Here is a 12,423-nt window from a genome sequence, read left to right as displayed (position 1 = left end):
TTAAACTGGTATCAGAATATTACTAAGTACTACGATGAGCCATACACACCAAGTTGTCTCAAGAAAATAAGGCATGTCTTTACCCTTAACTAGTCGATAACTAAGAGCGGGTATTGCTGCAATAACGACAGGTATGAATACTAAGAGGATTACTTTGCGAATTAATAAACCCAATCCGCCCTGACTGAAAATTGGCGTTAATTTGAGGTTTATAAAGACATATAGCATATCAACATAAAGAACCAGCATATTGGCGTATCTGGCAAAAATAATCACTAAAACACTTAGCAGCAGATAAATAAGACATTGTTTGAGCATGTGTATCCTTTAAAAACTAAATACGTCTTTCCTCGTTACCGAATTCCCGCGGCTTGACCGCGGGATCTGGCAAGCTTATAGATTTATGGATCCCGCGGTCAAGCCGCGGGAATTCAATATTTTTATAATTAGCACAAGTGTAGGCTTGGCTGGCAAGCCTATAGCCGTCAACTTCTATACCCGTTCGCGCTGAGCAACTCAGCCCCTTTGGGGCAAATATCGGGAAAGAACTTCGAATCAGAAGCCCCTCATCTCTCCTTCAGACACCGTTCTTTGAGAGGTCTGTGCGCAAGCACACGTCTCGACGCGTCACTCTCTACAAGGCTTCGAGACGGCCTAAAGGCCTCCTCAGCCCGAACGGCTTTCATGTAGCATGCACCTATGAACTTGTTAGCCCAGCCTACTAAACAAGCTCAATAGCAACCGCTGTTGCTTCTCCTCCACCAATACAAAGTGAAGCTATACCACGAGTTTTTTGTTTTTGTCGCAGGGCATTCATCAGAGTCACAATAATTCGTGCTCCAGATGCACCTATTGGGTGGCCTAAGGCACAGGCGCCACCGTGAATATTAACCTTTTCATCATCCAACTCGAGCTGACTTATTGCGGCCATCGCAACAACGGCAAAGGCTTCGTTGATTTCAAAGAGATCAATGTCGGATTGATGCCAATTAGCCTTATGTAAAACCTTGCGAATTGCATCGACCGGAGCAGTAGTGAACCATTGCGGCGCTTGAGCATGGCTTGCATGGGCTACAATTCTTGCTAAGGGACGCAGCCCCAGTTTTTTCGCATGAGCAGCCGTCATTAGGATAAGACTTGCAGCACCATCGGAAATAGAACTGGAGTTAGCCGCTGTTACCGTGCCATCAGCCTTAAAAGCAGGGCGCAATTGAGACATCTTGGCTAGTTTGGACTCATCTGGGCTCTCATCTTGACTGATAACGACATCTCCTTTACGGCCAGGAATAATAACGGGCACGATTTCCTCAGCAAAGGCATTAGTTTGTTGAGCAGCCAAGGCGCGACTCATAGAGCGAATTGCATAGTCATCTTGTTGCTGGCGTGAAAATTGAAAATGGTTAGCTGTAGCCTCAGCAAAACAGCCCATCAATTGACCACGCTCATAAGCATCTTCCAAGCCGTCTAAAAACATATGATCCTTTAGTTCACCATGACCTAAACGATAGCCTGCGCGCGCTTTGGCTAATAAATAAGGCGCATTCGACATGGATTCCATACCACTGGCCAAGATAACATTGGCAGAGCCTGCTTTGAGCAGATCATGGGCTAGCATGACTGCTTTCATACCTGAGCCACACATTTTATTGATAGTTGTTGCATTGGCTGAATTAGGGATACCGGCTTTGATTGCGGCTTGTCTTGCTGGTGCCTGGCCAATACCTGCTTGGAGTACACAGCCTGAGATTACTTCATCAATATCAGCAGGAGAAAGGCCGGCTTGTTCAATTGCTGCCTGGTGGGCGACTGAGCCTAATTCGGGTGCGGTTAGTGGAGATAAGCTGCCAAGCATATTACCCATTGGCGTTCTTTTTGCTGCTACAATCACAATTTCATTTTGTTCCATGGTTCTTTATCTCCCTTACATTGTTTCTTTAAAAAGCTCCCGTCCAATCAGCATACGCCTGATTTCCGAGGTACCTGCACCAATTTCATAGAGTTTTGCATCACGGAGTAGACGGCCAGTAGGGTATTCATTGATATAACCATTTCCACCTAGTGTCTGAATAGCTTGTAAAGCCATTTGTGTTGCTCGCTCCGCAGTATATAAAATCACGCCTGCTGCATCTTGACGGCTTACCATTCCTTGGTCACAGGCTTTGGCAACTGCATAGAGGTAGGCGCGTGAAGCACTTAGTTCGGTGTACATATCGGCTAGCTTGCCTTGGATAAACTGGAATTCACCAATGGCTTGATTAAATTGTTTACGTTCATGGACATAGGGTAAAACAACGTCCATACAAGCTTGCATAATTCCGACTGGGCCGGCAGCTAAGACTGTGCGCTCATAATCGAGACCACTCATGAGGACTTTAGCGCCTTTATTGAGTTCACCCAGGACATTTTCCACAGGAACTTCGCAATCTTCGAAGACCAATTCACAGGTGTTTGAGCCACGCATACCCAATTTATCGAGTTTCTGTGCGGTATGAAAACCCTGAAAGCCTTTCTCAATGATGAATGCCGTAATGCCTTTAGACCCAGCTTGTTTGTCAGTTTTTGCATAAACAACTAAGACATCGGCATCGGGACCATTGGTAATCCACATTTTAGTGCCATTTAGGATAAATTTATCGCCAGCTGCACGGGCTTGGAGCTGCATACTCACAACATCAGAACCCGAGTTAGATTCACTCATGGCCAGAGCGCCAATGTATTCACCGCTAACCAACTTAGGCAGATAACGACGTTTTTGCTCACTGTTACCGTTTAAATAAATCTGATTCACGCAGAGATTGGAGTGGGCGCCATAGCTTAGGCCGACAGAGGCTGAGGCTCGAGATATTTCTTCCATGGCAAGTACATGGGCAAGATAACCCATATTCGCACCACCAAATTCTTCGCTGACAGTAATACCGAGTAAACCCATCTCACCTAGCTTTCGCCAGAGCTGATTAGGAAAACTGTTATTGTGATCAATTTGAGCGGCTAGGGGGGCTATTTCTTTTTGGGCAAAATGATAGACATTATCACGCAACATGTCATAGGTTTCACCAAGCTGATATTGCAAACCTCTGTGCATAGATGACTTCCTGTTACTAAAGCAAATAGGCTAGACTATACCCAATCGAATTGATCTTGCAATATCAATTTAATCGAAAATTTATGCCAGCATATAGATAGGAGATGTGGCTCATGCGAAAACTTGTACTCTGGGGAAACCATGTTGATGAATATCAGGAGATGTTTGATCTATCCTCCGAGGACTTGAAAGGACGTATATTGGAATACGGTTGTGGTCCAAGTGCTGTCAATTCAGAGTTAACTAAATCGGGACAGCAAATTATCAGTTGTGATCCCTTATTCACCCTGGATAAAGATACTCTTTACAGCAAGGTAAGCCTTATTTTTGCTGATATGGCTGGCAGAGTAATGCGTGATCAGCAGAAATTTGATTTTAGTCGTTATGGTAGTGCTAAGTTACTCATGGACGAGCGTTATGAAGGGATGGCTAAATTTTTTGCTGATTATGAAGAGGGCAAAAAGGAAGAGCGCTACCTGGGCGTCAGCGAATATAAATTGCCTTTTGCCGATTTTAGCTTTGATTTTGCTTTAAGCGCGAATTATTTGTTTGCTGATTTAGATGATCAGGATGTCGAGTTTCATATACAAGTTCTCAAAGAGCTTGCGCGAGTGGCAAAAGAGGTGCGAATTTTTCCCCTTATTGATCGCCACGGACAACCTTCTCCATTTTTAGGTCCGGTCTTACTTGGCTTGCAACAACAAAATTATGGTGTCGAAGTAAGGGAAGTGCCTTACCACTTACAACCTACGGGTAATGCGATGTTACGTGTCTGGGCTCATCAATGCGAAGTTTAGGCAATAGATCACTCCGTACTTAGGAAAGTCCACTTTTGGCCCATCTCGAGAGAAAAACGTGATTAAAAATGCTCAAATAGATAGCTATTCTGCGCTTTTTAATCACGTTTTTCTCTCGACCTGGACTCAAAATTGAACTTTCTCCAAGATTTTTGCAGCCTACCTGAGCTATTAGGTTCAAGGTGGGTGCATTTTTTTGTTTCACTGTGATCACATTTTGGTAATTTCATGATAAAATGCCCGCTTTTTATTCGCCAGCAATATTAACCGCAATAGCAAGTCTGTTATTTTTGCCTGATTGAAGCGAATTTATTCCTGGCCAACTATAGGAAGTGATAGGACATGGGCGAGCAAATTGAAAAAATAATATATCCAAAGAGAAAGGGTTTAACCAAAAAATCTAAGCCACAGGTAATTATTTTAGGTTCCCCTCATGATTCTAGTGGAGATTCGGCCGTCAAATACTCTGGAACGAAAACCTTTGTCGATAACCTTGGATATAATGTTTTAAACAAGGAGCCCCTTCTTTTCGGTGAAAGCGAAATTTCTTTGAAAAAAATCAGACCAATAACTACTAAGTCCAGAGAGGTCACTGTTTGGTTGGAAGCGCATGGCGCTCCAGGATGGGTTTTTGGTTCTCAAGATTCTAAAATATCTGAACTTAACTATACCCTAAATTTTGCTTCATACATTGCTGCTCTTGAGCGTGGCTTGGGAGTAAAAGTAAACAATATAGTGCTCAACTGTTGTAATTCAGCTACCGAAGCCTGTAATTGGGAATTGGATCAGCCTAGTTATTTTATCTCTCCGGCGCGGATCTTGAGCATTATGTTACCGGGTATAAATGTAATGGGTTTTGTTGGCACTAATTCTTCAGCAGTTATTACCAATCTCTTCCAGGTGGGGGAGGAAGGATATGCGCCTGCATTTCTGGGATTGCATGACGGAGCCGTTCTTTTTAATTCTGGCAAAGTATTAGAAACGGGCAAAGCGTTTAAAAACCTGCTTTTATGTGATCATAAAACAGCCTGTACACCAAAGTTTGTTCTTGATGGCTGTGGCTTTGATCGAGACGAATTATTGCAGGTTGCTTTGGCACAGGAAGTTATAGATCAAGTGAGGGCAGAGGGCAGTTCCTCTAGTTACGATAGTCTGGGGGATTGGCAAAATCAGCAAGCGAGTGCCTTTGCCATGAATCTGAAAACAATTTTTCATGAGGCTGGGCAAGATAGGAGGGCGACGACTGGAGATGATTTGAAATCTGAGAACAGAAAACGCACTAGAGATCATAAGAGTATTTCTTTATCGTCTCAAAGTATGTTTAGCAGAGACATGGCTCGTAGTTTAGCTGCCTCAAGCCAAGTAAGTCCGCCCGAATTAGAGATGTACCCGAGCTTTGTTTCTGAACCAGAAATTAAAGCTGAACAGCTCGAGATATCGAGTGATGAGTCTACTCGAAAACAATTAGCGATAAGTGCTTTAGCGGTTTCTGGTGTTACTGTATCCAAAAGTATAGAGCGAACGGCTAGTTCTAATAGCCTTGAAAAGGCAGTTAAGCATGGCCTTTCAATCTTTGGCCCTAAGCCTTTTCCTACTAACAACGGAGACCAAGACAGTCTGTTAATTTTACCTATAGGCAGATTTTAAACAATTCTCAGGTCTAATAACCCAAGCCCTCAAAGTCTAGTTACCGTGGCTTGTCCACGGTATCTCTAAATTTATATTCAGCTGGATGTCATAGTGTTTAAAGGTCTAATAAATCTAAGAAGACTTTATTTTAACCAATTTAAATGCTATTGTTATGCTCAGTGTGGTAAATAACGGAGCATGTTGCCAATTTTTTAATACCGGATGAATGGATGATAAATGTTGCTGGTGTTTATTTAGGTCATCTTAAATGAAGATTAAAGAAATTTTATATCCGAAGCAAAATGGTTTAACTGGTAAAACTAAACCCTCTGCTATAGTTGTGAGCTCGCCTTACGACGATGAAGGAGGTGCTGTTAAATATGAGAGTGCCCTACGTGTTGTAGAGGATCGTGGGTTTACAGTACTTAGTAAACCTGGAAAGCCAGTAAAATTTAGTTTTGATGGCTTCGATTCTGAGCTAAAGCCTGTCACCGGCAAAACAACTGGTTTAACTGTGTATCTTGAGTCTCATGGTGCGCCAGGATGGTTATTTGGAGCGAGGAGGACAGCGAAATCAGAAATGGATAATACCTTCGCCTTTGTGGAGTACATTCGAGAGCTGGAGCAAAAAACAGGATTGAAAGTTAATAGTATTATCCTCAATAGTTGTTACTCGGCGAATGAATATTACAACCAATCTACTCAGGAATACTTTATTTCACCGGCTCGAGTCTTAAGTTATCTATTACCCGATTGCGATATTGTTGGTTTTGTCGGTAAAAATGCAACCGCTAGTGTCAATGCTTATGCACAGGTAACTGACAGAAAGAAAGGCATTACCTATAAACCAACAGCCTTCTCATTAGAAGAGGCCTCAGTTAGATTTAGTAATGGAAGTATTGCTGAAGGTGGGCGCAAAGAAATTTATTGTGACCACGCTTACACCCCCCCTTTTATTTCTAAAGCGTGTTCTATTGCTACCGACAGTGAGGAATACTATAAACCTACCTTTGGTAAGGAAATTGTGGAATCCCTTAGAGCTCGTAGCCAATACGTAGAAGAGTCCTATGGCGATCGCCAGATCAGAAAGATTCAGGCCTATTTACAAGAGCAAGCAGAATTGGCCTTGGTACAAGCGGAAGAGGTCGATGTTTCCCTGGTTGGAGAAGAAGAGTCGATCGCTCAAAGTTCGTCATTAGAGGTTTCTGTCGAGGCGCAGCAGGTTGCTGGCTTTTTTGCTTCTTCAGGGAATAAGGAAAATATTAAATCGCCGGTTGATGACAGCGTTCAGCAACTAGGAAAGTCGCAGGCCTTATAAGGTTGTAGAAAAATAACAACATAGCTCGTTATCCAGAGCGCAGCGAAGGATCTCCTGAATATGGCACAGTGCTAATCCCGGAGATCCTTCGCTGCGCTCTGGATGACGGATATAATCCTATCAGCTCAATCCACCCAGCCCCTTTGGGGCAAATATCAGGAAGGAACTTCGAACCAGCAACCTTCAGACACCATTCATTGAGATGGCGTGCGATAGCACACGTCTCGAAGCGTCACTCTGCAAGGCTTCGAGACGGCCTAAAGGCCTCCTCAGCCCGAACGGCTTTGAGGTAGCGCTCTTCAGTTAATGGCAGTGACCTTTATCCTCCACCTTTAGCCTAATAGCAAATTCTATATTATGATGATTGCTCCTTTTTCCTGGAGTTTGCTATGTATTCCCTCATTCGCCCTTTGCTGTTTAGCCTGGATGCAGAAAAGGCGCATCATTTAACTTTGGCAACCCTTCATCACCTACCTGATTTTTGCTTTAAGCACTCTGTAGCTAAGGAAAAAGTCGCTATGGGTCTGAGTTTTTCTCATCAAGTGGGGTTGGCGGCAGGCCTGGATAAAAATGGCGAACACTTGGATGCTTTGGCTAGGCTTGGTTTTTCCTTCATCGAAATAGGCACAGTGACCCCGCGGCCGCAGATAGGTAATCCTAAACCAAGGCTTTTTCGTTTACCTCGAGCTGAGGCTATTATCAACCGGATGGGCTTTAATAATCAGGGTGTCGATGCCCTAGTAGCCAATGTTGCGAAAGCGCAATACCGCGGTATCTTGGGGATTAATATTGGCAAAAATAAGGATACCCCCCTGAATCGAGCAGCTGAGGACTATCTCTATTGTCTGGATAAGGTTTATCAACAAGCTTCCTATACAACTATTAATATCTCATCACCGAATACCCCAGATTTACGCCTCTTGCAACAAGAAGCATTTTTTCGCGAGCTTATCGGCCAATTGGTTGAGGAACAAAAACGTTTGACTGATAAATATCAGCGTGCCGTGCCCTTGGTGATCAAATTATCTCCAGATGAATCGGATGAAACCTTAAAGGAAATGGCCGAGGTAATTGTTGAAATGGGTGTTGCCGGAATTATTGCTAGCAATACAACCTGCTCCCGCGAAGCTGTCCCTGGGTTGAGATATGCTCAGGAGCAGGGTGGTTTGAGTGGGCGTCCCTTATTTGATCGTTCTACACGATGTCTGAGGATCTTAAAACAGGTTGTGGGTAATGAGGTCACACTCATTGGGGTAGGCGGGATTGATAGTCCTGAAACTGCCCTAGGAAAGTTGCATGCTGGAGCTGATTTGCTTCAGGTCTATAGTGGTCTTGTTTATAAGGGACCAAGACTGGTAAGAGATTTGGTTGAGGGTTTGGTTTAGATGCATAAGTTAATCTAAGCAATCCCCTCAAATATTCGAATCCCCGCGTCTTGACCCATAGCTATCTACACAAGTGTTTGTAATAAGGTCACGTCCTTCCTTGTTTCAACACTACGTCATCCAGAGCGCCGCGAAGGATCCCCGGGATTAGCACCGTGCCACATTCAGGAGATCCTTCGCTGCGTTCTGGATGACGTGCCTTAGGGGAACACAGGGCTCATCTATTACAGACACTTGTGTAGATACCTATGGGCTTGACCGCGGGAATTCGAGTTTTTTCTGGGATTACATATCTTTGTTCCGTACAAAGCAATTTACTTATTACTTGGCGCGAGGACTGGTTTAGAGGTACAATTCGCCCCATTTGATCCAACCTTATCGCAGACTGATGAATAAAAAGCCTCTGAATAGAAAGCCTCAAGGCAAAACGGGCCCTCTTTATAGACGCTTGCTTTCTTATGTTAAACCTTTCTGGCCTGTCCTTTTATTAGGCGTGTTCGCCAATATTCTCTATTCAATCATCGATGCTGGTTTTACCTATATGATGCGTCCTTTTCTTGATAAGGGCTTTATTCATATTGATATGGATTTTGTGAAGAAAATTCCTTTTATCGTGCTGATAGGAATCACTGTACGAGGGCTTGTTAGTTCTTTGGGTAGTTACTGCATGACCTGGGTTGCCAGATCGGTAGTGAAGGTGCTAAGGCAGCGTGTCTTTGCCCATATCGTTAAATTGCCGGCTGACTATTATGATGAAGCAACCTCAGGGCAATTGTTGTCAAAGATTCTCTATGATGTTGAACAGGTCGCGCAGGTGAGCGCTGATGCGTTGACTGATATTGTGCAGAATACCTGTCTGGTGATTGGTCTTTTGACGGTAATGCTGGTGATTTGCTGGCAGCTATCACTGATGTTCTTACTAACCATTCCCTTTATCGGTATCATTGTTAACTATACCAATAAGCGAGTCCGTCGTATTAGCCATAAGGTTCAAAAATCGATGAGCGAAGTGACTGAGATTGCTGGTGAAGTCATTGATGGTTATCGGGTTGTGCGTATTTTTGGTGGCGAGCAGCATGAAATTAGTAAATTTAATCATGCTACAGAGGTTTCGCGTAGAAATGATATGAAGGTGGCTATCTCCAAGGCGATTAACGTTTCTGGAGTACAGTTTGTTATCGCTATAGGGATCGCCATGATCATCCTGGCTGCTATCCAACTATCAACAGTAATTATCATTACAGCCGGTTCTTTCCTGGCCATTATCGCCGCCATGTTACAGCTTATTAAGCCGATGAAAACCCTAACTACCTTGAATGCTACTATCCAGCGTGGTTTAGCAGGTGCTGAAAGTGTGTTTAATTTGCTTGATAAACCTGTTGAAACTGATAAAGGACGACGCTTGCAGCAAAAGGTAAGAGGCGATATTCAATTTGACAAGGTTAGCTATGCTTATCGCCAGGGACAGCAAGTATTGCATGAGGTGAGTTTTAACATCGCAGCTGGAGAAACGGTTGCTCTTGTCGGTCATTCAGGAAGTGGTAAAACGACTATCGCAAGTTTATTACCGCGATTTTATGAATTAAAGCAGGGACAAATAACACTGGATGGCGAGCCAATTCATGAATTATCTTTGGCCTGTTTACGTGAGCAGATTGCCTTGGTCAGTCAGCATGTCACTCTGTTTAATGATAGCTTAGCCAATAATATCGCCTATGGTCGTTTTGATGTAAGCCGTGAACAAATTGAGCAAGCTGCTAAAGTTGCCTTTGCTGATGAGTTTATTCAGCGTTTACCTGATGGCTACGATACTCGAATCGGTGAAAATGGCGTCCTGTTATCAGGCGGACAACGTCAGCGTTTGGCGATAGCGCGAGCGATATTGAAAGATGCACCAATTTTGATACTTGATGAAGCGACCTCCGCTCTCGATTCGGAGTCAGAGCGTTATATTCAGGTTGCCTTAGAACAAATTATGAAAACCAGAACTACTCTGGTTATTGCCCACCGTTTATCGACAATCAAACGAGCGAACAAGATTGTTGTAATGAGCCAAGGACAAATTGTTGAACAGGGAGCACATCAACAGTTATTGGCCTTGGATGGTCACTATGCCCAACTGTATCGCGTACAACAATTGAGTGTAGATAATGATGAAGAAGCTTTCGCATAATGGCCGCAGGGACTATTGATAAATTATGGTATGGTAAGCATCCTTTACGTTGGCTACTGTGGCCCTTAGCTTTGTTATACAGGGTGGTGACTGGAATACGGCGCGCCTATTTACTAAAGTTTCGCCAATTAGATTTCCCTGTTCCCATTATTGTGGTTGGAAATTTAACGGTAGGTGGCGTTGGTAAGACACCGCTGGTGATTGCCTTAGCCGAACAGCTAAAGAGCAGGGGATTAAAGGTTGGTATAGTTAGCCGGGGATATGGCTCTACACTCAAACAATTTCCGCATGAGGTATCTCTTAGCGACAAAACCAGCCAGGCCGGCGATGAACCCTTTTTAATTGCCCAAAAAACGGGTTGCCCAGTTGTGATAGCGCCTAAACGGGTTCAGGCAGTGCAGTATTTGCTGGACAAATACCAAAGCCAAATCATCATCTCTGATGATGGCTTGCAGCATTATGCAATGGGGCGGTCAATTGAAATTGTAGTTATTGATGGTCTAAGGCGCTTAGGTAATGGCCTGTGTTTACCAGCAGGTCCTCTGCGTGAAACGGTCAGTCGTTTAGGGAAAAGTGATTTACTAGTTGTTAATGAGGGAGTCTGGCCTGGCGCTTATTCAATGAATATGCAACCAGGTGAGCTAACCCATCTGGCGACAGGAGAAAAGGTTGCCTTAAACACCTTGTCTACGCCAGTTGCCGCTGTGGCAGCGATTGGCCATCCACAACGGTTTTTTACAACCTTGCAAAACCTAGGGATTGCAATTATAAAGTATCCTTTCCCAGATCATCATCGCTTTCACATCAATGATCTACAGTTTAGGGAGAATGTAGTGGTTATGACTGAGAAAGATGCGGTCAAATGCCGAGCATTTGCAGCTGATTCCTGGTATTTTTTACCTGTTGAAGCAAAATTAAGCGACTCGTTTTGGCAGGCGCTATGGGCTCATGAACAATTACAGGGTTACATTTAATGAAACGAACAGGACTGCGCAGTTTATTAATAGGTATAGCATTACTGACCGCAAATTATGTCGGAGCTACGGATTCTGTCACGCCGCCGAAAGTCATAATAGAACAAGAAAAAAATTCTGTTTCTAGCAATGCATTACAAGCCTATTGGGTATTTTCAGGCATAGTGACCAATGAAAATGGTGAGCACTATGATTATTATTTTCAAATGCAACGCAAAGATACGCAGTTTCATGCGCTAGCAACTCTAATCGATAGTCAAAGTAAAGCAGTCTTGCTCTTTGAAGAAAGTGATGCGACTGTTGAGAATTTTGTAGCAACTAACTGGCATGTTGGTAAGATTTTCATGCACTTTAACCCGATAAATAACAGTTGGGTTTTTGGAGTTAAAACAAAGGAGAATAAGGGTTTTAATTTTAAAGTTGATATGTTAGGACAAACCAAGATAACTCCCTTGAATCATGATCTTCGCTCAGGTGTTGAGTTATCAGTAAATCAAACAGGACGACTGAACGGCCATTTACAAACAGACGAAAAATCGAGCAAAGATCAATTTGTTACTGCAGCAAAAGCCTGGTTTAAACAAATTTGGGTATCAAAGTCACAAGATACGATGCATCCTCTAACAGGTGTGTTGTGTCAATTTAATGATGGTAGCGGTTTCTATGCTGTCAACCTACAAGAACCCGATGCCCTGAGAGGGGCAGTGGCTGGATGGCGTGATGTTCAGGGAACCGCCATTCCGATGTCTCAATTCGTTTCTATTAAGGAAAACGAGGCTGGGCAATGGTCCATTCAGATCTCCTCACCGAAGGTTCTTCTGTCACTGCAAGATGCTTTGGCAAAAACTGGCGAAAAACACCAGCTTATTGCAGGTCTTACAGAGGGTGACAGGCCTGGTTTTTGTACAATAAGCAGAGATGAAATTGGTGGGCAAGTAGTTCAAGCGAAGTTAGGGGACTAACAAAAGTAGCCTTGATGCAGTGCAGCGTAATCAAGGTTTTCCGATTGTCATTCTCGCGAAGGCGGGAAACTATTTCTAGTTAAGCACAGTGCCAATGTAGAGA

At 43.5% G+C, this 12,423-nt stretch carries 10 protein-coding genes; 7 read left to right on the top strand and 3 right to left on the bottom strand.

Features of this window, described 5'->3' with window-relative positions; translation table 11 throughout:
* From BN1094_RS08460 to BN1094_RS08450, 3 genes are all read right to left on the bottom strand, one after another.
* Positions 1 to 318 carry a hypothetical protein gene (locus BN1094_RS08460; RefSeq protein WP_043874000.1) on the bottom strand — a complete coding sequence of 106 codons (318 nt, stop codon included), beginning with the start codon at positions 316 to 318 and terminating at the stop codon, positions 1 to 3.
* A 403-nt stretch (positions 319 to 721) separates the two neighbouring features.
* Positions 722 to 1,906 carry an acetyl-CoA C-acyltransferase gene (locus BN1094_RS08455; RefSeq protein ID WP_043873999.1) on the bottom strand — a complete coding sequence of 395 codons (1,185 nt, stop codon included), beginning with the start codon at positions 1,904 to 1,906 and terminating at the stop codon, positions 722 to 724.
* Between the two features lie 15 nt (positions 1,907 to 1,921).
* Complete coding sequence (locus BN1094_RS08450) at positions 1,922 to 3,082, bottom strand: isovaleryl-CoA dehydrogenase (RefSeq protein ID WP_043873998.1); 1,161 nt, start codon at positions 3,080 to 3,082, stop codon at positions 1,922 to 1,924.
* A gap of 113 nt (positions 3,083 to 3,195) precedes the next feature.
* Here BN1094_RS08450 and BN1094_RS08445 point away from each other — a divergent pair, with 113 nt between their 5' ends.
* The 7 genes from BN1094_RS08445 to BN1094_RS08415 all read left to right on the top strand — a co-directional run bounded on the left by BN1094_RS08445 (position 3,196) and on the right by BN1094_RS08415 (position 12,320).
* Positions 3,196 to 3,879 carry a class I SAM-dependent methyltransferase gene (locus BN1094_RS08445; RefSeq protein ID WP_043873997.1) on the top strand — a complete coding sequence of 228 codons (684 nt, stop codon included), beginning with the start codon at positions 3,196 to 3,198 and terminating at the stop codon, positions 3,877 to 3,879.
* 342 nt (positions 3,880 to 4,221) lie between these two features.
* Entirely contained in the window at positions 4,222 to 5,526 is a 1,305-nt protein-coding gene (locus BN1094_RS08440) for a hypothetical protein (protein ID WP_043873996.1), read from the top strand.
* Positions 5,527 to 5,776: 250 nt separating this feature from the next.
* Positions 5,777 to 6,826 carry a hypothetical protein gene (locus BN1094_RS08435; RefSeq protein WP_043873995.1) on the top strand — a complete coding sequence of 350 codons (1,050 nt, stop codon included), beginning with the start codon at positions 5,777 to 5,779 and terminating at the stop codon, positions 6,824 to 6,826.
* Positions 6,827 to 7,215: 389 nt separating this feature from the next.
* A complete protein-coding gene (locus BN1094_RS08430; protein WP_043873994.1) occupies positions 7,216 to 8,211 on the top strand; it encodes a quinone-dependent dihydroorotate dehydrogenase in 996 nt (331 codons plus the stop codon).
* Positions 8,212 to 8,599: 388 nt separating this feature from the next.
* Entirely contained in the window at positions 8,600 to 10,384 is a 1,785-nt protein-coding gene (gene msbA / locus BN1094_RS08425; RefSeq protein WP_099909001.1) for a lipid A export permease/ATP-binding protein MsbA, read from the top strand.
* Positions 10,384 to 11,358 carry a tetraacyldisaccharide 4'-kinase gene (lpxK, locus tag BN1094_RS08420; protein WP_043873993.1) on the top strand — a complete coding sequence of 325 codons (975 nt, stop codon included), beginning with the start codon at positions 10,384 to 10,386 and terminating at the stop codon, positions 11,356 to 11,358. Before msbA ends, lpxK begins: the two co-directional genes overlap by 1 nt.
* Positions 11,358 to 12,320 (top strand): hypothetical protein, encoded by a 963-nt coding sequence (locus BN1094_RS08415; protein WP_043873992.1) that lies wholly within the window; start codon positions 11,358 to 11,360, stop codon positions 12,318 to 12,320. The genes lpxK and BN1094_RS08415 overlap by 1 nt, the downstream gene beginning before the upstream one ends.
* Positions 12,321 to 12,423 lie beyond the last annotated feature (103 nt).

It is taken from the genome of Legionella massiliensis, assembly GCF_000756815.1.
GTDB classification, from domain to species: Bacteria; Pseudomonadota; Gammaproteobacteria; order Legionellales; family Legionellaceae; genus Tatlockia; species Tatlockia massiliensis.
The sequence above is the reverse complement of the archived record's forward strand: the minus strand, read 5'-3'. Positions and strand labels throughout refer to the sequence as shown.